This is a genomic window from Plantactinospora mayteni (assembly GCF_016862935.1).
Lineage (GTDB): Bacteria > Actinomycetota > Actinomycetes > Mycobacteriales > Micromonosporaceae > Plantactinospora > Plantactinospora mayteni.
The window spans coordinates 219,058-238,060 of record NZ_BONX01000018.1; the positions used below are offsets into that span (position 1 = coordinate 219,058).

Genomic DNA, 19,003 nt, shown 5'->3' on the forward strand with positions numbered 1-19,003 from the left:
CCCGGCTCGCGTGGCCCGGTCCGCCTCCGGTCAGCCGACGCGCAGCCCCTCCAACAGCCCGGCGTCGCCAGCCACGTCGAGGGCGTCGAAGCCGAGCCGGCCCCAGAGGGCCAGCAGCAGGTCGCTGGCCGTACCCGAGATCTGCGCCCGGGCGTGGTGGTCGTCGCTGTCCAGGATCGTGTCGGTGTCCAGCAGGGCGATCCCGGCACCGCGCAGCCGCAGGTACCACTCCTGGCCGGCGTCGGTCGCGACCAGGTGGACCACCCCGTGGAACGGCTGGTCGGAGGCGCGGCGGCCGGCCGGCAGATGGGTGTCGAGCACCTCGTCGACCCCGTCCGCCGCGAGCTTGGTCTCGATCGGCTCGCCGGCGGCGGCCGCCATCTGCGCGTCCCAGCGGTGCACCGCGGTCTCCTGCGCCATCCGGCGGTGCCAGAACCCGGCCTTCTTCGGCTGGGGTGCGTAGTTCCAGGCCGGCGCCTCCGGGTCGACCCCGTCCAGCACGGCCATGAGCTGGTCGAACTCCTGCCGCCACCACTCCACGGCCGCCGGCCCCGTCGGCAGGCCCGGAGGTACCGTGAGCGGGTCGGCCCGCTCGGTGCTGCCTCGGCTCACGATGCCCCGGGCCCGGGCGTAGACCGACCCGAGGTGGTGCACCAGATCGGTCATGGTCCACTCGGGACAGGACGGCACCCGGATGTCGAGCGGCGCCTCGGCGACCGTGGCGCCGAAGGTCGGCCCCTCGGCGCGGAGCGCCCCGATCCAGAAGTCCTTGGTGCCGTGCAGTCTGGTCATGACGATCCTCCCGTGCCACCGGGCCGCCACCGGCCGGGCTGTCTCTCAGCCTAGGGTGAATGGTGTGCCAGACGTTAACGCCCGCCCGATAACTGCCGCCGACTCCGCCGATCCCGCACGATTGGCCGGATATACGACCCTGCGGCTCGGCGGCGCGCCCCGGCGACTTGTCACCGTCACCCGAACGGATGACATCCCGGGAAGACTCCGCGAGGCCGAGCTGCGGGACGAACCCGTCCTGGTGCTGGCCGGCGGCAGCAACGTGGTGGTCGCGGACGAGGGATTCCCCGGCACGGTACTGCTGGTCCGGTCGCGGGGCTTCGAGGTGGTCGCCGAGGACGAGGCGGCGGTGACCATCCGGGTGGCGGCCGGCGAGCCGTGGGACGACCTCGTCGCGGCCACCGTCGAGGCCGGCTGGTCGGGGGTGGAGTGCCTCTCCGGCATCCCCGGGTCGGCCGGCGCCACCCCGATCCAGAACGTCGGGGCGTACGGGCAGGAGGTCGCGGAGACGGTCGCCGGGGTCGAGGCGTACGACCGGCTGACCGGCGAGGTGATCCGGATGAGCGCGGCCGAGTGCGCCTTCGGGTACCGGTCCAGCGTCTTCAAGTACAACGACCGGGCGACGGTGCTCACCGTCGACTTCCGGCTGCTCCGCTCGACGCTCTCCGCTCCGGTGCGCTACGCCGAGCTGGCCCGGGCGCTCGGGGTGGAGGTCGGTGACCGGGTGCCGCTCGGTGACGCCCGGTCGGCCGTACGCGCGCTGCGCGCCGGCAAGGGCATGGTGCTGGATCCGGCCGACCCGGACACCCGCTCGGTCGGGTCGTTCTTCACCAATCCGGTGCTGGACGCCGGGGCGTACCAGGCACTGCGGGACCGGGCCGCCGGGCTGGGTGAGCCACCGTCCTGGCCCAGCACGGGCGGCACGGTGAAGATCAGCGCCGCGTGGCTGATCGACAAGGCGGGTTATCCGAAGGGCTACCAGGGGCCGGGCGGGGTGGCCATCTCCTCCAAGCACACCCTGGCGCTGACCAACCGGGACGGCGGCTCGACCGGGGCTCTGCTGGCGCTGGCCCGGGAGATCCGCGACGGGGTGCACGACCGGTTCGGCGCCACCCTGCACCCGGAGCCGGTACTGGTCAACTGCGCCCTCTGACGGCCAGCTCGACCGCACCCCTCGGCCAACTCAACCGCGCCAGCCGAGGGCCAGCCCGGGCACACCGCACCCGATAGCCGGCCCACGCCCGGGCATACCGCACCCGAGAGCCGGCCCGCGCCCGGGCACACCCGAGCTACCGCCGCGCTTCCGACGGGCCGTCGGCGGGTGGCGCCACCGCCGACCACGGCACGGTCACCTCGCCGAGCCGCCACCGGGCCGGCCGGTCCAGTACGGGCCAGCCGGCCGCGCGGACCGCGTCGACCGTACGCCGCCAGCGCTGGCGGGGCCCGAAGGTGGCGTACGGGGCCGCGTCCCGCCAGCCCTCCTCCAACGCCCGGATCAGCGCGTGTACGCCCGTCCCCGGCACGTTGTGGTGGATCAGCGCCTTCGGCAGCCGCTCGGCCAGCGTGGCCGGACTGTCGAGTGTGCGGAGCCGGGCGGCCAGGGTCAGCGAGCGGGGGCCGCTGGCGTCGACGAGTAGCCAGCTCGCCAGCCGGCCCAGCTCGTCACAGGTCCCCTCGACCAGCACCCCGCCCGGTCGCAGCGCCCCGGTCATCGCCCGCCAGGCAGGCTCGACCTCCGGCTCGGCGTACTGCCGCAGCACGTTGAACGCCCGGACCAGCACCGGGCGCAGCCCGGCCAGCTCGAAGCCGCCCCGGCCGAAGGCCAGCCCGGGCGGGTCGGCGGCGGGCGCGGCGGCGGCGACGCGTACCGGATCGATCTCCAGCCCGACCACCCGGACATCCGGCCGGACGGCGGCGGCCAACCTGGCCCGCAGTTCGACCACGGTGACCGGGCTGGCGCCGTAGCCGAGGTCCACCACCAGCGGATCACGGGTGTCCCGGAGCAGGTCGGCACAGGTCGCCGCAATCCAGTTGTCCACCCGGCGCAGCCGGTTGGGGTTGGTGGTGCCCCGGGTCACCGCTCCGACCGGGCGGACCGCGCCGCCGCGACCCGGACCGGCCGGTGCACCGCCGCGCCGGCCGATCGACGCGGCCGGTCGAGCCGGTCGACCGGGCGCACCGGCTCCCGGATCTGCTCGCCTGGGAACACCGGCTTCCGGTTCACCTCGAACGGGCACCCCGGCGCCCGGGTCACCGGCGGTGGGGTCCGACCGCTGCGGCGGCACCCGGCTCACGCCCCGGTGTCGGTCCCGACCCGGTGCACCTTGTGCTGGGCCGCCTGGGCCAGCGGGCGGACCACCAGCCGGTCCACGTTGACGTGCTGCGGCCGGGTGGCGCACCAGGCGATGCAGTCGGCCACGTCGTCGGCGACCAGCGGCTCGGCGACTCCGGCGTAGACCGCCGCCGCCCGCTGGGTGTCCCCGTCGAAGCGGACCAGCCCGAACTCCTCGGTCCGGACCATGCCCGGGTCGATCTCGACCACCCGGACCGGCCGTCCACATAGTTCCAGCCGCAGCGTCTCGGCCAGCGCCGTCTGGGCGTGCTTCGCCGCCGCGTAACCGCCGCCGCCCTCGTAGACGATCAGGCCGGCGGTGGAGCTGAGCACCACCACCGTGCCGGCGCCGGAGGACTCCAGCGCGGGCAGCAGCGCCTGGGTGACCCGGAGCGTGCCGAGCACGTTGACGTCGTACATCCACTGCCAGTCGGCGACCGAGCCCGACTCGACCGGATCCACGCCGCGCGCGCCACCGGCGTTGTTGACCAGCAGGGTGACCGGCCCGCCCAGCCTTCCGGCGGCGGCGGCCAGCTCCGCCACCGACCCGTCCGAGGTGACGTCGCAGGTCTGCGCGGTCGCCGTACCCCCGGACCGGCGGATCTCCTCGACCAGGGCGTCCAGCCGGTCGGCCCGGCGGGCGGCGGCGAGCACGGAGAAGCCCTCGGCGGCCAGCCGGCGGGCCGTGGCGGCACCGATTCCGCTGGACGCACCGGTGACGATCGCGACAGGGGTCATCGGGACATTCTGGCCCAAGCCGTCCCGATGCCGTGGCCTGGGCCCGAATGAGGTCGGTCACCTCCTCGGGCGCCCGGACGATTGGCGGTCGCCCGATGGGGAAGATGACACCCACCACGGTGGTTGCTCTGTGAGGTGACCCGGTCGTGCGGGGTCGGCGCAACACGTTGACAGAAGGAGCGGACGTGGCGGAACTGCACACCGGGGTAGCCCGGCAACGAGGCATCCAACCGTGGCCGACGCCGCGACGCATCGCGACCCTCTCCGTGCACACCTCACCGCTGCACCAACCCGGCACCGGCGACGCCGGTGGGATGAACGTCTACATCGTCGAGGTCTCCCGGCGGCTGGCCGAGGCCGGGGTCGAGGTCGAGATCTTCACCCGGGCCACCTCCAGCGACCTGCCGCCGGTGGTCGAGATGGCCCCCGGGGTGACGGTCCGGCACGTCACGTCCGGCCCCTTCGAGGGACTGGCCAAGGAGGAGCTGCCCGGCCAGCTCTGTGCCTTCACCGCCGGCGTACTCCGGGCCGAGGCCGCCCGCCCGCCCGGCTTCTACGACCTCATCCACTCGCACTACTGGCTCTCCGGACAGGTGGGCTGGCTGGCCAAGGAGCGCTGGGGGGTGCCGCTGGTGCACACCGCGCACACCCTGGCCAAGGTGAAGAACGCCCGGCTCGCCGAGGGGGACCGGCCCGAGCCGAAGGCACGGGTGATCGGCGAGGAGCAGGTGGTGGCCGAGGCCGACCGGCTGGTCGCGAACACCACGGTCGAGGCCCGGGACCTGATCTCCCGGTACGACGCCGACCCGGAACGGGTCGAGGTGGTCCGCCCCGGCGTCGACCTGGACCGGTTCACCCCGTCCCCGGCCGGACTGGAGGAGGCGGTCCGGCTCGCCGCCCGGCGGCGGTTGGGGCTGCCCGAACGGGGCACGATCGTCGCCTTCGTCGGCCGGATCCAGCCGCTGAAGGCGCCGGACGTGCTGCTGCACGCGCTCGCCGAGCTGTGGAGCTGGCAGCCCGGGACCGCCGAGACGGTCACCGTGGTGATCGCGGGCGGGCCGAGCGGCAGCGGGCTGGACCAGCCGACCTCGCTGATCGAACTCGCCGGCAAGCTCGGTGTCGGCGGTGCGGTGCGGTTCCTGCCGCCGCAGACCGGCGACGACCTGCCGGCGCTCTACCGGGCCGCCGACCTGGTGGCGGTGCCGTCGCACAACGAGTCGTTCGGCCTGGTCGCCCTGGAGGCACAGGCCTGCGGTACCCCGGTGGTCGCCGCCGCGGTGGGCGGTCTGGTCACCGCCGTCCGGGACGGCAGCAGCGGCGTACTCGTCGACGGGCACCATCCGCGCGACTGGGCCCGGGTACTCGGCGGCCTGCTGGCCGCGCCACGGCGGCGGGCCGAGCTGTCCCGGGGGGCGGTCGAGCACGCCCGCGCCTTCTCCTGGGCGCGTACCGCGAGCGGGCTGCTCGGGGTCTACCGTGAGGCGGTGGCGGAGTACCGTGACCGGCTCGCGTCCGAGCTGGCGGACGGCACGGCGACGCTCCCGCTGGCGACCTGCTGAACGCCCTGCGTACGCGTGTCGCGCTGGACGTCGCGTTGCCACGGCACGGCCCGGACCGGAAGGTGGGCGGCAAGATGGTGGAGTCTCGGGCGGAGATCGGTCGGCTGATCGAGTCGGTCTGTGCCGACCGGGAGCTGGCCTGCGAGCCGACCGGTGAACACTCGTATGCGGTCACCCTGCCCGGTACGCACAAGCTCAAGACGGTCTGCAACCTGATCGTCGGGGAGCACTCGCTGCGGGTCGAGGCGTTCGTGATGCGCCAGCCGGACGAGCGGCGCGAGGAACTCTTCACCTGGCTGTTGCGGCGCAACGCCCGGATGTACGGCGTGGCGTTCTCCGTCGACGCGGTCGGTGACGTCTACCTGACCGGCCGGGTGGGCCTGGCCGGGGTGACCGAGGAGGAGTTGGACCGCCTCTTCGGCTCCGTACTGACCTACGCGGACGAGTCGTTCGACACCATGCTGGAGATCGGCTTCGGTACGGCGATCCGCCGGGAGTGGGAGTGGCGGGTCAGCCGGGGCGAGTCGTTGGCGAACCTGCGAGCGTTCGCGCACCTCTTCGAGCGTTCGGCGACGGAAAACTCGGGTTTGGACCGCCCCTGACGGGTATGCCCCGGCGGCGGCACCAGGATGTGGCGATGGCCGCGCCGCCTGCCGAGGTCAGACTGTCAGAGGGAGCGTGAGGATCTCATGGCTCAGCGGAACAGTTCCGGTCGCGGCGCAACCGCGACCGCGACGAAGCGCCGATCCAGCAGCAGTACGGGTGACATCAACGAGCGCAAGATCAGCTTGATGAAGGTCGACGACATCCGGGGACAGCTCAGGAAACGCGGCATTTCAGGTATATCCGCGCTTCGCAAGATGGATCTGGTGAAGAGCCTGGTCCGGACGCTGAAAGCCGAGGGCCGGGGCGGTACGACCGGCCGGAAGGCCACGGCGGCGCCGGCCCGGAAGACGACCGCGAAGAAGGCGCCGGCCAAGCGGGCGACCGCGAAGAAGGCACCGTCACGTACGGTCGCGGCGAAGAAGGCGCCGGCCCGGAAGACCACCACGGCCCGGGCGACCGCGAAGAAGGCGCCGGCCAAGCGAGCGCCCGCGAAGAAGGCGCCGGCCAAGCGGGCCACCGCGAAGAAGGCGCCCGCCCGCAAGGCCCCCGCGAAGAAGGCTCCGGCCCGCAAGACGGTGGCCGCCGCCCGGAAGGCGCCGGCCCGCAAGGTGACCTCCGCCCGGACGGGTGGCGCCCAGCGGACCGCCACGGCGCCGGCCCGGAAGGCTCCCGGCGCCCGCGCGACGGGTCCGGCCAAGACGGCCGGCACCCGGGCGACCGGTCCGGCCAAGACGACCGGAGCCCGGAAGGGTACGACCGCCGGGAAGAGCACCACGGCCGCTCGCAAGACGACCGGAGCCCGGAAGCCGAGCGCCGCACCGGCCCGGAAGGCGAACGGGGCCCGGAAGTCCACCTCGACCGGTGGCGGGAAGTCGAAGTCGCTGAAGTACGCCCAGCCGATCGCCTCGCCGCAGGACACCCCGGAGCGTCCGGGGCGGAGCCTGGTGACCCAGGACCACGACGTGATCCGGCGCTGGGCGGAGGGCCGGAACGCCCAACCGGCCACGATCGAGGGCACCGAACGCGAGGGTCGGCTCGGCGTACTGACGTTTGACTTCCCCGGTTGGCGGGAAGGCGGACGACTGAAGCCGGTCAGCTGGGACGAGTGGTTCCACACCTTCGACCTACGCCAACTGAATTTCATTTACCAGGAGCAGCTTTCCGACGGTCGGCAGAGCAACTTCTTCCGTACCGAATCGCCGATGCGCGAGGACGGCTGAGTTCCGGGTGGGTGGACCGGGAATGTTCCGGGGTACCTGCGGTGTTGCACAACGATGGCGCCGGAAATCGATCGCCCTTGGATGTGATGGGCGAGACAGAGTTACCGGCTTGTGTCGGTCATCCGGCGACAACTAACGTTATTGCACGCGCCACGCTCGGAAGCGTTCGGGGGAACGGCAGATCGCGCAGATCTGTGCACCGGGCACTGGCGCTGGGGGACGGGTGGCAGTCGAAGCCGTTGGGGGACGGCGCCGCCACCTGTAACCGGCGGTGTGTGCGGGCGACGTTTACGGGGGTGAACGTCGCCCGCCGCCGCCGGTCCACCCTGTCCGGTCTCGTTACCCGGCGGTGAAATCCCTTGTCGCCCACCGCGTCGTCGCGGTGTCGATCTCGACGACCTCTCCGTTGCCCGCTACGCCGATTCCCCGTCAGGCGAGCCAGGTGAACGGAATTCCCCGCGCGACGTCCGGATCCGGATTGTCCGTCAACTGGAAGTGGACATGTGGTTCGGTCGAGTTGCCGGAATTCCCGCACTCCGCAACCGGCTGCCCGACGACCCGCCGGCCGGTACGCCCACCTCCGCCTCCGGTCCGGGCGCGTCGGCCTTCGGTTCGGCCGGCTCCGCGGCTCCGGCCCCGGTCGTGCGTAGCGCCCTGACCCGCCGTTCCCGGGCCGGGCCGGAGAGCAGGTGGGCGACCGCCACCACCCCGCCGAGCGCCGCGCAGCCCAACCAGAGTGCCGCGTTGCCGAACTGTTCCCGTACGAAGCCCCCGGTGATCGGGGCGGCGAACGTCGCCACCGACCAGGAGAGCGAGAAGAGCCCCTGGTAGCGACCGCGCAGCGCCGCCGGGGAGAGCTCGGCGATCAGGGTCGAGTTGGACGGCGAGTTGAGCATCTCGCCGAGGGTCCAGATCAGTACGGTGAGCACGTAGAACCAGGCCACGTCCGCGAACGCGGTCAGCCCGAAGCCGACCCCGACGATCAGCGCGGCCAGCGCCAACACCCGGGACCGGCCCCGTCCCCGGATCAGTCGCGGTACGAAGAGTTGCCCGGCCACGATCAGCACCCCGTTGACCGCGATCACCGACCCGTACGTCGACGGCGACAGCCCGTCCTGGCCCATCGCGATCGGCAGCATCGAGATGTGCTGCATGAAGACCAGCGCCATCAGGACGTTCAGCGCCACGAAACCGACGAAGACCCGATCCCGCAGCGCGCTGCCCAGCCCGCCCCGGTGCGGAGCGGCCCGCCCGGCCCGGTGCGGAGCGGCCCGCCCGGACGGCTCGGTACGGACCCGCCGGGTCTCGCCCACCTTCAGGAAGATGATCAGCGCGGTGCTGACCGTGGTCGCCGCGTCGACCACGAAGAGCAGCAGGTAGCTCGCCTCGGCGGCCAGCCCGGCCAGGATCGCGGCGGATGCGAAGCCGAGGTTGATCGCCCAGTAGTTCAGGGTGAAGGCGCGCAGCCGGTCCCGTTCGGGTACGACGTCGACCATCATCGCGCCGAAGGCCGGCCGGGCCGCCTCGGCGAACATCCCGAGCAGCAGCGCGCCGAGCCCGACCAGCCACAGGTCCCGGGCGAACCCGAGCGCCAGCATCATCGCCGCCGCGCCCAGGTGTGCGGTGAGCAGGGTGGGTCGCCGGCCCCACCGGTCGGCGAGGATCCCGCCGGTGAGGGTGCCGACCGCACCGCCGGCGCCCCAGAGCCCGAGCACGATCCCGGCCTGGAACTCGGAGAAGCCCCGTGCGGTGGTCAGGTAGATGGCCAGGAAGACGAGGACGAAGGAACCGAGCCGGTTGACCAGCGTGCCGGCCCAGAGGTACCAGAAGGTCCGGGGTAGACCGCCGGTGGTGTCCTGGAACCACTTCCCGACCGTCCGCATCCGCCGCCCCCGTACTTGTAATGACCGCTTATCCTCAAACGCCTTACGAAGCTAGTGCGGCGGGTCCGGCCTGGTCATCCCGTTTTCCACGTGTCGGTCGTCACCCCGGGTCGTCGCGTGCCGGCCAGCCGGGTCCGGCAGGATGAGTTCCATGACTGCGAGCACGAGTGATCGGCCGGAGGAAACCGTGGTGGCAGGCGAGGGCGCCGCGGTCGGCACGTTGGTGCTGCTCCGGCACGGCGAGAGCGACTGGAACGCCAAGAACCTCTTCACCGGCTGGGTCGACGTGGACCTCACGGCCAAGGGTGAGAGCGAGGCCCGGCGCGGCGGCGAGCTGCTGCGCGAGCACAACCTGCTGCCCGACGTGCTGCACACCAGCGTGCTCCGCCGGGCGATCCGCACCGCCGAGCTGGCGCTGAACGCTGCCGACCGGCACTGGATCGCGGTACGCCGCTCGTGGCGGCTCAACGAGCGGCACTACGGCGCGCTCCAGGGCAAGGACAAGAAGCAGACCCTGGCCGAGTACGGCGAGGAGCAGTTCATGCTCTGGCGCCGGTCGTACGACACCCCGCCGCCGCCGATCGCCGACGGCGACGAGTGGTCCCAGGTCGGCGACCCGCGCTACGCCCTGCTCCCGCCCGAGCTGATGCCGAAGACGGAGTGCCTGAAGGACGTCGTCGACCGGATGCTGCCGTACTGGTTCGACGCGATCGTGCCGGACATCCTGGCCGGCCGGACGGTGCTGGTCGCCGCGCACGGCAACTCGCTGCGGGCACTGGTCAAGCACCTGGACGGCATCTCCGACGAGGCGATCGCCAAGCTCAACATCCCGACCGGGATCCCGCTGCGCTACGACCTCGACCGGTCGATGCGCCCGCTGGTGACCGGCGGGGCGTACCTCGACCCCGAGGCGGCCAAGGATGCCGCCGCCGCGGTCGCCAACCAAGGCCGCTGAACCGTCCCGCTACGCCGAGAGCCCCTTCCCGACCGGGGAGGGGCTCTCGGCGTCCGCGGCTCAGTCGGTGACGGTCTCGCCGGTGACCAGGTAGACGACCCGGCGGCCGGCGTTCACCGCGTGGTCGGCGTACCGCTCGTAGAAGCGGCCGAGCAGGGTCGCGTCGATGGCGGTCTCCACCCCGTACGGCCAGTCGTCGGCGAGCAGCACCGCGAAGAGTTGCCGGTGCAGGCTGTCCATGGCGTCGTCGTCCCGGTCCAGTTCGGCGGCGAGGTCGGCGTCGGGCTTGGAGAGTACGTTCGCGATCTTGTCGGCGATCCGGTCCGCCACTCCGGCCATCTCGGTGAAGACCGGGCGCAGTTCGGCCGGTACGGCGGGCGACGGGTGCCGGCGTACGGCGGTCTTGGCCACGTGGTCGGCGAGGTCGCCCATCCGCTCCAGGTCGGCGGCGACGTGCAGGGCGGTGACCAGGGCGCGCAGGTCGGAGGCGACCGGCGCCTGCCGGGCCAGCAGGTCGCAGACCCGCTCCTCGACCTGCCGGTAGAGGGAGTCGATCTCCGCGTCCCGCTCGATCACGGTCTCGGCGGCCGTCCGGTCGGCGGTGAGCAGTGCCCGGGTGGCCTGGCGCATCGCGGCCCGGATCGCCTCGGCCATGTCGACCAGCAACTGGCTCACGATGTTCAGGTCGATCCGGAATTCCTCGCGCATGATCACGTCCTGGTGGGAGTGGCGGTTTCGCCGACCGTGGTGGTTTCGCCCACGGACGGTCGTACAGGTGTCGGTCCCGACCACGGTAGGGGGATTGGGCGGCGCCGTGGTGAACATCTGTGAACGGCACTGGGCCGGGGGGTGAACATTCTCCGATCGGCGCGTGATTCGCCCAATTTTGCCTGGTCGACAGGTTAACGATGACCCTACGATCGCCGCGTGGAATGGGGGGTGGTCGCGGGCGTGCTCGTCGGGCTCGGTCTCGGCCTGTCCCTCGGTCCGCTCCGCCACCGGGTCTCCGGATGGTTCTCGGCCGGCGGCACCACGACCGGACGAGGCGGGACACGCAGTAACAGGAGGCCGGCGATAGGCACTGACGAGCAGGCCGGCGGGTTGCCGGGACTCGGCCGCAAGAGCCTCGACTCGCTCCGGGTCGGGGTGGTCGTCCTCGACGCACACGACGTCCCGGTCCTGGTGAACCCGGCCGCCCGGGCGATGGGACTGCTCCGGGTCGGCAGTACCCCCGGCACGGTCGTCGCGCACCCGATCATCCGTACCCTGGCCGGCCAGGTGCGGCGCACCGGAGTGCGCCGCGAGGTCGAGCTGGACCTGCCCCGGGGTCGCGAGGGTGGCATGTCCGACCCGCTCGGCGTGCACCTGCGGGCGATGGGCCTGGGCTCCGGCTACATCGCGGTCGAGGCGGCCGACGTGACCGAGTCGCACCGGGTCGCCCGGGTCCGCCGGGACTTCGTGGCCAACGTCAGCCACGAGCTGAAGACCCCGATCGGGGCGTTGCAACTGCTCGCCGAGGCGCTGCTGGACGCCACCGACCAGACCGCCGGTAACGCGACGCTGGACCCCACCGAGGACATGGCGGCGGCCCGCCGGTTCGCCGAGCGGATCCAGCACGAGTCCACCCGGCTCGGCAAGCTCGTCAACGAGCTGCTCGAACTCACCCGGTTGCAGGGCGCGGAGCCGCTGCCCGCGCCGGAGCCGGTAGCGCTGGACTGGGTCACCGCCGAGGTGGTCGACCGGACCCGCACCGCCGCCACCGCCCGGGAGATCACCGTCGTGGTCGAGGGCGAACGGGACCTCACCGTCTACGGCAGCGACAGCCAGATCGCCACCGCGGTCAGCAACCTGGTGGAGAACGCGATCGCGTACTCGGCGGAACAGACCCAGGTCACCGTGGCGATCAAGAGCACCAGCGAACACATCGAGATCGCCGTCACCGACCAGGGCATCGGGATCGCCCCGGACGACGTGGGCCGGATCTTCGAGCGGTTCTACCGGGCCGACCAGGCCCGGTCACGGCAGACCGGCGGGACCGGCCTCGGCCTGGCGATCGTCAAGCACATCGCCACCAACCATGGCGGCCGGGTCGAGGTTTCCAGCACTCTTGGTGGAGGCTCGACGTTCACCCTCCGGCTTCCCGCGCGTCCGCCGGACGCCTTCCTACCGCCAGCCCCGTCAGTTGAGATCGAGACCGGTTCCTTCGGATAGTTCCGAGGCGGACCGTCACCAGAAAGGAAAGTCCGTGGCCCGCGTACTCGTGGTCGAGGATGAGGAGTCGTTTTCCGACGCCCTCTCCTACCTGCTGCGCAAGGAAGGATTCGAGGTCTCGGCCGCGGCGACCGGCACGGCGGCGCTGACCGAGTTCGACCGTACCGGCGCGGACATCGTGCTGCTCGACCTGATGTTGCCCGAGATGTCCGGTACCGAGGTGTGCCGGCAGCTCCGCCAGCGCTCCCAGGTGCCGATCATCATGGTCACCGCCCGGGACAGCGAGATCGACAAGGTGGTCGGGCTGGAGATCGGCGCCGACGACTACGTGACCAAGCCGTACTCGCCACGCGAGCTGGTCGCCCGGGTCCGGGCGGTACTCCGGCGGCGCGGCAACGAGACCGTCGAGCCGGGCACCCCGACGCTGACCGCCGGCCCGGTCCGGATGGACATCGAGCGGCACGTGGTCACCGTCGACGGCGCCCCGGTGCAGCTTCCGCTGAAGGAGTTCGAGCTGCTGGAGCTGCTGCTCCGCAACGCCGGACGGGTGCTCACCCGGGGACAGTTGATCGACCGGGTCTGGGGCGCGGACTATGTCGGCGACACCAAGACCCTCGACGTACACGTGAAGCGGCTGCGCTCGAAGGTCGAGCCGGAGCCCTCCGCGCCGCGCTTCATCGTCACCGTCCGGGGCCTGGGCTACAAGTTCGAGCCGTAGGCCGCGCAGCCGGTCGGGGCCGTGGTCCGCAGCCGGGTCGAGGCCGGCGCGGGGCGTCGCCGTTTCCGGGCGGCGGGCGGCGGCTCAGCCTCTGGTGCCGCGCGGCCTGCGCTGCGGTGCCGGCCGCCGGCCGGCGGTGGCGGCCCTCGGGCTGGCCGGCTCCCGGCCGCCCTCCTCCCGGCGGTCCAACACCGGGTCGGCCCCGGCGGTCGCCGGGTGTGTCGCCACCAGGCCGCGCCGCTCCCGCTCCGCGCAGAGCTCGGCCAGTTTCGCGTACGCCGGCTTGCCGACCAGCGCGGTCAGCTCCGGCTCGTACGACAAATACATCGGCTCGGTGCCGACGTGTGCCTCCGGCGACGAGGTGCACCACCAGTCGAGGTCGTGACCGCCCGCGCCCCAGCCGCGCCGGTCGAACTCGCCCAGCGTCGAGACCAGCACCTTCGTCCCGTCCGGTCGCTTCACCCAGTCCTGGTCCCGGCGTACCGGCAGTTGCCAGCAGACGTCCGGCTTGTATTCCAGCGGGTGTACCCCGTCGCGCAGCGCCTGGGCGTGCAGCGCGCAGCCGCCCCCGCCGGCGAAGTCCGCGTCGTTGAGGAAGACGCACGGCGCCTCCTCGCCCCGGGTCGCCGTACGCCGGGCCGGGGTCTCGCCGTCCACCGAGTCCAGCTCGGTGTAGTTCTTGAAGCCCCGCCGGTAGTGCTGCCAGGTCTGCGGGGTGAGCCGCTTGACCGCCGAGCGGACCCGCTTCTCGTCGTCGGCGTCGGTGAAGAACGCGCCGTGCGAGCAGCAGCCGTCGGCGGCCCGGCCGGCGATGATGCCGTGGCAGGTCTGGCCGAAGACGCAGGTCCACCGGGAGAGCAGCCAGGTCAGGTCGGCCCGGATCAGGTGCTCGGGGTCGGCCGGGTCGGCGAATTCGAGCCACTCCCGGGGAAAGTCGAGCGGGACCTCCCGGCCGCGGGGGTCGTCGGGGTCGTCCACCAGGATCCGGAGCTGGTTACGTGCTGTTGCCACCCGGCCAGCCTACGCCCGCTATCCGCCCGCGACCTGCGTCTAGTGTCTTTCCCATGCGACTCGGCGTGCTTGATGTCGGTTCCAACACCGTGCACCTTCTGGTCGTGGACGCGCACCACGGCGCCCATCCCTGGCCGGCACACTCCGAAAAGGCGGTGATCCGGCTCGCCGAGCAGATCGGCCGGGACGGTGAGCTGACGGTCGCCGGGGCGGATGCCCTGGTCGAGGCGGTGAACGAGGCGAAGATGGCCGCGGCCCGGCTGACCGCCGACGACCTGCTGGCCTTCGCGACCTCCGCGGTCCGGGACGCCACCAACGCGCCGGAGGTGCTGACCCGGGTCCGGACCGAGACCGGGGTACGCCTCCAGGTGCTCTCCGGCGCCGACGAGGCCCGGATGACCTTCCTCGCCGTACGCCGGTGGTTCGGCTGGTCCGCCGGTCGGCTGCTGGTACTGGACATCGGCGGCGGTTCGCTGGAGCTGGCGGCCGGGATCGACGAGGAACCCGAGTTCGCCCACTCGCTGCCGCTCGGCGCCGGCCGGCTCACCCGGGAGTGGCTGGACGTGGGGCCGGACAGCCACCACACCCCGTCGTCGGCGGCGGTGACCAAGCTGGAGGCGTACGTCGAGGAGATGCTCGACACCGTGGTCGACGACACCGTCGAGGTCGGCTGGGACCAGGTCGCCGCCACCAGCAAGACCTTCCGGAGCCTGGCCAGGCTGGCCGGGGCGGCGCCGTCGTCGGACGGGCTCTGGGCGCCGCGCAGCCTCTCCCAGACCGGGCTGCGGCAGGTGATCGGCTTCATCCGGCACATCCCGCCGAGCAAACTCTCCGAACTCGAAGGGGTCAGCGCGCGCCGGGCGCACCAGTTGCTGGCCGGGGCGATCGTGGCCGAGGCGGCGATGCGCCGGCTCGGGGTGGAGAACCTGGACATCTGCCCGTGGGCGCTCCGGGAGGGTGTGATCCTGCGCCGGCTCGATCTGCTGGAGCCGGCACAGGGTCCGCGGCAGCCGGTGTGACCTGCTGTTTTGTCCGTTGCTGCGGCTTTGGGCCCGATCCGCGGCCGGGTGTGGTGTGCCTGGTCGGGCTACCCTGAGACCGTGACCACCCGCGTACTGCTGTCGAGTTCCTCGGTCTTTCCCGAGCCGACCGCAGCCGCCTTCGAGATGGCGGCGGCGCTCGGCTACGACGGCGTCGAGGTGATGGTCTGGACCGACGCGGTGAGCCAGGACGCCGGAGCGCTGCGCGGCCTGGCCCGGCACTACGACGTACCGGTGCTCTCGGTGCACTCGCCCTGCCTGCTGGTCACCCAGCGCGTCTGGAGTTCCGACCCGTGGGAGCGGCTGCGCCGCTCGGCGGTACTGGCCGAGACCCTGGAGGCGCCGACGGTGGTGGTGCACCCGCCGTTCACCTGGCAGCGGGAATACGCCCGCTCGTTCGTCGACGGGCTCGGCACACTCGGCGAGGAGCACCCGGGGATCCGGTTCGCGGTGGAGAACATGTACCCGGTCCGGATGGCCGGCCGGGAGTTCGTGCCGTACATGCCGGGGTGGAACCCGACCGAGACCGGCTATCCCGCCTACACCCTGGACCTGTCGCACTGCGCCGCCTCGCACAGCGACGCGCTGGAGATGGCCGACACGATGGGGGCCGGGCTGGCGCACGTACACCTCGGGGACGGCACCGGCGAGGGCCGGGACGAGCACCTGGTGCCCGGCCGGGGCACCCAGCCCTGTGCCGAGCTGCTGACCTCGCTCGCCGGGCGGGGCTTCACCGGCTCGGTCGCGGTCGAGGTCTCCACCCGGCGGGCCCGCAGCCGGGCCGACCGGGAGGGCGACCTGCGGGCGGCGCTGGAGTTCGCCCGCCAGCACCTGGCCGCGCCGACCCCGGTCGACGCCCGCTGAGTTACCGTCCGCGACTGCATCTGCCGTCGGCCGCCACCGCCGATTGATAGATATACTTCGATTTCTACATCTCGCCCCCTCGTGCCCCAGGGCATGCTATAAGTATTGTCAGAGGAGAGCTGATAATGCTTATGTCGTCCCGGCCATGGCAGGCTCTGGCCGACGCGGGCGTTGTCGTCGTGCCGGTCGATGCCGAGCGCGTCGAGCTACGTCACGCCGAACACCATGCATCGACCAAAGTCCTCGCCCGGGCGAGACCACTGCACCCTCGCGATCTCGTCGGCATCCTCGAACGGCAGACAGAGCCGGGGTTGCTGATCGTGCCGGCGGCGTCCCCTGCGGTGCGGGCGATGCTGGATGCCGCTGGTTGGTCCTGGCTCGTCGATGACGGTCGGCAGGTCACGGGTGTGTTGCGCGTCGCGGGGAATCGGCTGGACGTCGGGGCCTCCGGCAACGAGGTCCAGCGCCGTTCCTCGGGGCGGCGCCGGACCGGCCCGGTGCCCTGGGGAACGTTCACCCTGGTACGCCGGCTTTTGAAACAGCCGTACGCGACCCAGCAGCAGTTGGCGGATCTGACGGGGCTCTCGCAGCCCCGGGTGTCCCAGGCACTCCGGTGGTTCACCGACCAGGGGCTGGTCGAGCGCACCGGAGTGGGCTGGCGGATACGAGACTTCGACCGCCTGCTGGGCTGGTGGCTGGCGGAGTATCCCGGCCCGGGCGGGCTCAGCACGTACTGGTACAGCCTGGACCCCGCCATCACGCAGGCACGCACGGTGATGGAGCAGGTCGACACGGCCACTCGTCGGGCCACCACGGTCGACCAGCCCGCGGCCGTGCTGTCCGGTGACGTCGCCGCCGACCTCATCGCGCCGTGGCGCAGTCCGAATCGCGCGGTCGTCTACGCCCGCAACGGCGTCGATCCGGCCGCGTCCGGGTTCGTGCCGGCGGCGGAGGAGGACGCGACACTGGAGTTCATCGTGCCCCAGGATCCGGGGGTGTGGCCGGTCGGTGTGCCGGGCGCGTCCCGACGGAGCACGCCGTTGCCGCTGGCGGACCTGATGCAGGTCATCTGGGACGTCCACCGGGCACCCGGCGCGGACGCCGAGGAGGCGGTGGTGCGGTTGTGGCGAGAACTGCGGAGCCGCAGTCGGCGCGCGTACGGAGAGGCCGTGGCATGACAGGTCGATCGCCGACCGGAGCTGCGGCGCCGCCGCCGGCACTTCCGATCTCGATCGTCTCCACCAGTCGAGCGGCGGACGCGGGCTACCTGACCCTTGCGGATCTCTCGATGATCGCGGCCACGCTGGGTGTGGACTATCGAATCGTCGGCGGGCACATGGTGACACTGCTCGTCGCCGTACACGGAGTCGCGGACCAGGTGCCGATGCGGGAAACGGCGGACGCGGACTTCGCGGCGCTGCCGGCGGTGATCGCCGACCCGCGTCTTCCGCCGGCGCTGACCAGGCACGGGTACCTGCCGCGCGGGGCGGCCAACCCGGTTCGTGCGGGAGCTGTCCGACCCGTACGGGCCGCTTGAGTTGGTGATCGACGTGCTGGCCCCTCATACCGAGGCGCGCTCGTACCGAACCAGCGGCACGGGGGAACTCGTCGTCGATGAGGTGCCCGGACTACTGCTGGCACTACACCGTCCTGGCGCGGTCGTGGAGGTTCAGGTACGCCTCACCAGCGGAACCGAACTCGCAATCCGGCTCGTGCTGCCAGAACTCATCTCGGCGGTGTGCCTCAAGGCGCTGGCCTACCGGGGGCGGTTCGCCGCGAAGGACGCGGTAGACCTCTGGCGACTACTGAATGCCGCGTACGCCGCTGGCCTGCGGGAGTCGGCATAGCCGAAGACGGTGACCGGGCGCCAGGCCGCACTGGTGCTGTGCCGATTCTTCGGCGCGTCGAACGGTGCTGGTCTGAAGCAGATGTCGGCCTCGTCCACCGAACGGACCCGGATGCGGGCGCTGGTCCGCCGGCTCGTACCAGAGGTCGAGTCTTCGTGACTCGTGCAGGGATTGCACGGATCACCCGTTTCCCGGTGCCGGCCGAGTCGACCAGAGTGTCGGTGCTCGGCGCTACGCTCGGCGGGTGGTGACCGTAGCCGACGTGCGGGCGCTGGCCCGGACGCTGCCGCGCAGCAGCGAGCACCTGATCCGTGACCGGGTGAAGTTCCGGGTCGGCGCGATCGTCTACGTCGCCTTCTCCCGCGACGAGACGACGATGGGCTTCGGCTTCCCCAAAGAGGAGCGCGACGCCCTGGTCGCCAGCGACCCGGAGCTGTTCTTCCTGCCCGGCGAGTCCGACCTGCGGTTCAACTGGGTCTGCTGTCACCTGGCCCGGCTCGACCACGACCAGATGACCGAGCTGGTCACCGAGGCGTGGCGGATGGTCGTGCCCAAGTTCCTGGCCCGGCAGCGGCTGGGCGGCTGACCGTCAGCCGCCCATCTTCGGTGGCAGCACCACCCGGGTGACGCCGGGCAGCCGGCAGAGTTCGACAGCCGGCCAACCCGGCGGCCAGCAGGGTCCCCAGGATCAGGGCTGTCGCCAATCGGCTCGGGCCTTGGCGGCCATCCCCGCGCGGGCCTTCACCCCCGCCCTGAAGGGCGGAGTACTGGCCCGCATTCCGGTAGCGAAGCGCCTCGTCCCGCCGCAGCCCGGACTCGGGGCGGCTTCCGGGGTGGGGCGGCAACCGTGCCCCACCCCGGTCGGCCGTCAGGTGGTGCAGGGGGAGCCGTTCAGGGTCCAGCCGGTGGGCGGCTGGTTGGTGCCGCCGTGGGTGCCCTGGAAGCCGAACGAGGCGGTGCCGTTCGGTGTGATCGAGCCGTTGTGGGCCGCGTTCCGGGCGGTCACCGTCGATCCGCTCTGCGTCACCGTGGCGTTCCAACTGTTGGTGACCTGCTGACCGGTCGGGAACGAGAAGCTCAGCGTCCAGCCGTTGACGGCGCTGGTGCCGGTGTTGGTGACCGTCACATCGCCGGTGAACCCGTTGTTCCAGGAGTTGGCCGCGTACGCCACCCGGCAGGCGGCCGTGCCACCCGGCGGCGGCGTACTGGCCGGTGGCGTCGTCGGTG

Annotated in this window: 21 protein-coding genes and 1 pseudogene; 14 read left to right on the forward strand and 8 right to left on the reverse strand. The window is 72.1% G+C overall.

Going from position 1 to position 19,003, the window contains the following annotated elements:
* Positions 1-30 precede the first annotated feature (30 nt).
* On the reverse strand, positions 31-792 hold the full coding sequence (locus Pma05_RS14480) for a maleylpyruvate isomerase family mycothiol-dependent enzyme (RefSeq protein WP_203857904.1): 762 nt from the start codon (positions 790-792) through the stop codon (positions 31-33).
* Positions 793-856: 64 nt separating this feature from the next.
* Here Pma05_RS14480 and Pma05_RS14485 point away from each other — a divergent pair, with 64 nt between their 5' ends.
* The gene (locus Pma05_RS14485) at positions 857-1,945 is read left to right on the forward strand and encodes a UDP-N-acetylmuramate dehydrogenase (protein WP_239312352.1); all 1,089 of its coding nucleotides are present in this window, start codon (positions 857-859) and stop codon (positions 1,943-1,945) included.
* A gap of 136 nt (positions 1,946-2,081) precedes the next feature.
* Here Pma05_RS14485 and Pma05_RS14490 read toward each other — a convergent pair whose 3' ends face one another.
* The 3 genes from Pma05_RS14490 to Pma05_RS14500 all read right to left on the reverse strand — a co-directional run bounded on the left by Pma05_RS14490 (position 2,082) and on the right by Pma05_RS14500 (position 3,862).
* A complete protein-coding gene (locus tag Pma05_RS14490; protein WP_239312354.1) occupies positions 2,082-2,870 on the reverse strand; it encodes a class I SAM-dependent methyltransferase in 789 nt (262 codons plus the stop codon).
* Positions 2,867-3,016: a hypothetical protein gene (locus tag Pma05_RS14495; protein WP_203858081.1), complete on the reverse strand. Its 150-nt coding sequence runs from the start codon at positions 3,014-3,016 to the stop codon at positions 2,867-2,869. Before Pma05_RS14495 ends, Pma05_RS14490 begins: the two co-directional genes overlap by 4 nt.
* 66 nt (positions 3,017-3,082) lie before the next feature.
* Entirely contained in the window at positions 3,083-3,862 is a 780-nt protein-coding gene (locus Pma05_RS14500) for an SDR family oxidoreductase (RefSeq protein ID WP_203857906.1), read from the reverse strand.
* A 185-nt stretch (positions 3,863-4,047) separates the two neighbouring features.
* On the opposite strand from Pma05_RS14500, the gene mshA reads away from it, so the two are divergent.
* The 3 genes from mshA to Pma05_RS44315 all read left to right on the forward strand — a co-directional run bounded on the left by mshA (position 4,048) and on the right by Pma05_RS44315 (position 7,247).
* A complete protein-coding gene (gene mshA, locus Pma05_RS14505; RefSeq protein ID WP_203857907.1) occupies positions 4,048-5,421 on the forward strand; it encodes a D-inositol-3-phosphate glycosyltransferase in 1,374 nt (457 codons plus the stop codon).
* Positions 5,422-5,495: 74 nt separating this feature from the next.
* The gene (locus tag Pma05_RS14510; RefSeq protein ID WP_372441475.1) at positions 5,496-6,023 is read left to right on the forward strand and encodes a type III secretion system chaperone family protein; all 528 of its coding nucleotides are present in this window, start codon (positions 5,496-5,498) and stop codon (positions 6,021-6,023) included.
* A gap of 189 nt (positions 6,024-6,212) precedes the next feature.
* The gene (locus Pma05_RS44315; protein WP_239312356.1) at positions 6,213-7,247 is read left to right on the forward strand and encodes a hypothetical protein; all 1,035 of its coding nucleotides are present in this window, start codon (positions 6,213-6,215) and stop codon (positions 7,245-7,247) included.
* 485 nt (positions 7,248-7,732) lie between these two features.
* Here the strand turns inward: Pma05_RS44315 and Pma05_RS14520 are convergent, their stop codons facing one another.
* Entirely contained in the window at positions 7,733-9,130 is a 1,398-nt protein-coding gene (locus Pma05_RS14520) for an MDR family MFS transporter (RefSeq protein WP_203857909.1), read from the reverse strand.
* Positions 9,131-9,317: 187 nt separating this feature from the next.
* On the opposite strand from Pma05_RS14520, the gene Pma05_RS14525 reads away from it, so the two are divergent.
* Positions 9,318-10,085 carry a phosphoglyceromutase gene (locus tag Pma05_RS14525; RefSeq protein WP_203858062.1) on the forward strand — a complete coding sequence of 256 codons (768 nt, stop codon included), beginning with the start codon at positions 9,318-9,320 and terminating at the stop codon, positions 10,083-10,085.
* Positions 10,086-10,145: 60 nt separating this feature from the next.
* Here the strand turns inward: Pma05_RS14525 and phoU are convergent, their stop codons facing one another.
* A complete protein-coding gene (gene phoU / locus Pma05_RS14530) occupies positions 10,146-10,793 on the reverse strand; it encodes a phosphate signaling complex protein PhoU (RefSeq protein ID WP_203857910.1) in 648 nt (215 codons plus the stop codon).
* A 219-nt stretch (positions 10,794-11,012) separates the two neighbouring features.
* Here phoU and Pma05_RS14535 point away from each other — a divergent pair, with 219 nt between their 5' ends.
* Positions 11,013-12,296 (forward strand): sensor histidine kinase, encoded by a 1,284-nt coding sequence (locus tag Pma05_RS14535; protein ID WP_203857911.1) that lies wholly within the window; start codon positions 11,013-11,015, stop codon positions 12,294-12,296.
* A 34-nt stretch (positions 12,297-12,330) separates the two neighbouring features.
* Positions 12,331-13,014 carry a response regulator gene (locus Pma05_RS14540; protein ID WP_203857912.1) on the forward strand — a complete coding sequence of 228 codons (684 nt, stop codon included), beginning with the start codon at positions 12,331-12,333 and terminating at the stop codon, positions 13,012-13,014.
* An 84-nt stretch (positions 13,015-13,098) separates the two neighbouring features.
* Here the strand turns inward: Pma05_RS14540 and Pma05_RS14545 are convergent, their stop codons facing one another.
* A complete protein-coding gene (locus Pma05_RS14545) occupies positions 13,099-13,998 on the reverse strand; it encodes a DUF3109 family protein (RefSeq protein ID WP_203858063.1) in 900 nt (299 codons plus the stop codon).
* Between the two features lie 80 nt (positions 13,999-14,078).
* On the opposite strand from Pma05_RS14545, the gene Pma05_RS14550 reads away from it, so the two are divergent.
* From Pma05_RS14550 to Pma05_RS14580, 7 genes are all read left to right on the forward strand, one after another.
* Positions 14,079-15,044 carry a Ppx/GppA phosphatase family protein gene (locus Pma05_RS14550; RefSeq protein WP_203857913.1) on the forward strand — a complete coding sequence of 322 codons (966 nt, stop codon included), beginning with the start codon at positions 14,079-14,081 and terminating at the stop codon, positions 15,042-15,044.
* A gap of 147 nt (positions 15,045-15,191) precedes the next feature.
* Positions 15,192-15,929: a sugar phosphate isomerase/epimerase family protein gene (locus tag Pma05_RS14555; protein WP_372441479.1), complete on the forward strand. Its 738-nt coding sequence runs from the start codon at positions 15,192-15,194 to the stop codon at positions 15,927-15,929.
* 125 nt (positions 15,930-16,054) lie between these two features.
* Positions 16,055-17,107: a helix-turn-helix domain-containing protein gene (locus tag Pma05_RS14560; protein ID WP_203857915.1), complete on the forward strand. Its 1,053-nt coding sequence runs from the start codon at positions 16,055-16,057 to the stop codon at positions 17,105-17,107.
* Entirely contained in the window at positions 17,104-17,466 is a 363-nt protein-coding gene (locus Pma05_RS14565; protein ID WP_203857916.1) for a hypothetical protein, read from the forward strand. Before Pma05_RS14560 ends, Pma05_RS14565 begins: the two co-directional genes overlap by 4 nt.
* Positions 17,467-17,479: 13 nt before the next feature.
* Positions 17,480-17,776: a hypothetical protein gene (locus Pma05_RS14570; RefSeq protein ID WP_203857917.1), complete on the forward strand. Its 297-nt coding sequence runs from the start codon at positions 17,480-17,482 to the stop codon at positions 17,774-17,776.
* 9 nt (positions 17,777-17,785) lie between these two features.
* On the forward strand, positions 17,786-17,935 hold the full coding sequence (locus tag Pma05_RS14575) for a hypothetical protein (RefSeq protein ID WP_203857918.1): 150 nt from the start codon (positions 17,786-17,788) through the stop codon (positions 17,933-17,935).
* An 85-nt stretch (positions 17,936-18,020) separates the two neighbouring features.
* Positions 18,021-18,362 carry an MmcQ/YjbR family DNA-binding protein gene (locus Pma05_RS14580; protein ID WP_203857919.1) on the forward strand — a complete coding sequence of 114 codons (342 nt, stop codon included), beginning with the start codon at positions 18,021-18,023 and terminating at the stop codon, positions 18,360-18,362.
* 282 nt (positions 18,363-18,644) lie between these two features.
* On the opposite strand, the pseudogene Pma05_RS44320 reads toward Pma05_RS14580, so the two are convergent.
* Positions 18,645-19,001 (reverse strand): annotated as a pseudogene (locus Pma05_RS44320) (cellulose binding domain-containing protein); the annotation flags it as partial.
* Positions 19,002-19,003 lie beyond the last annotated feature (2 nt).

Bases quoted from the DNA above. Each gene is read 5' to 3' on its own strand.
- Pma05_RS14480 (WP_203857904.1), bottom strand. From the start codon at position 792: ATGACCAGACTGCACGGCACCAAGGACTTCTGGATCGGGGCGCTCCGC.
- Pma05_RS14500 (WP_203857906.1), bottom strand. From the start codon at position 3,862: ATGACCCCTGTCGCGATCGTCACCGGTGCGTCCAGCGGAATCGGTGCC.
- Pma05_RS14510 (WP_372441475.1), top strand. From the start codon at position 5,496: ATGGTGGAGTCTCGGGCGGAGATCGGTCGGCTGATCGAGTCGGTCTGT.
- Pma05_RS44315 (WP_239312356.1), top strand. From the start codon at position 6,213: ATGAAGGTCGACGACATCCGGGGACAGCTCAGGAAACGCGGCATTTCA.
- Pma05_RS14520 (WP_203857909.1), bottom strand. From the start codon at position 9,130: ATGCGGACGGTCGGGAAGTGGTTCCAGGACACCACCGGCGGTCTACCC.
- phoU (WP_203857910.1), bottom strand. From the start codon at position 10,793: ATGCGCGAGGAATTCCGGATCGACCTGAACATCGTGAGCCAGTTGCTG.
- Pma05_RS14550 (WP_203857913.1), top strand. From the start codon at position 14,079: ATGCGACTCGGCGTGCTTGATGTCGGTTCCAACACCGTGCACCTTCTG.
- Pma05_RS14555 (WP_372441479.1), top strand. From the start codon at position 15,192: ATGGCGGCGGCGCTCGGCTACGACGGCGTCGAGGTGATGGTCTGGACC.
- Pma05_RS14560 (WP_203857915.1), top strand. From the start codon at position 16,055: ATGCTTATGTCGTCCCGGCCATGGCAGGCTCTGGCCGACGCGGGCGTT.
- Pma05_RS14565 (WP_203857916.1), top strand. From the start codon at position 17,104: ATGACAGGTCGATCGCCGACCGGAGCTGCGGCGCCGCCGCCGGCACTT.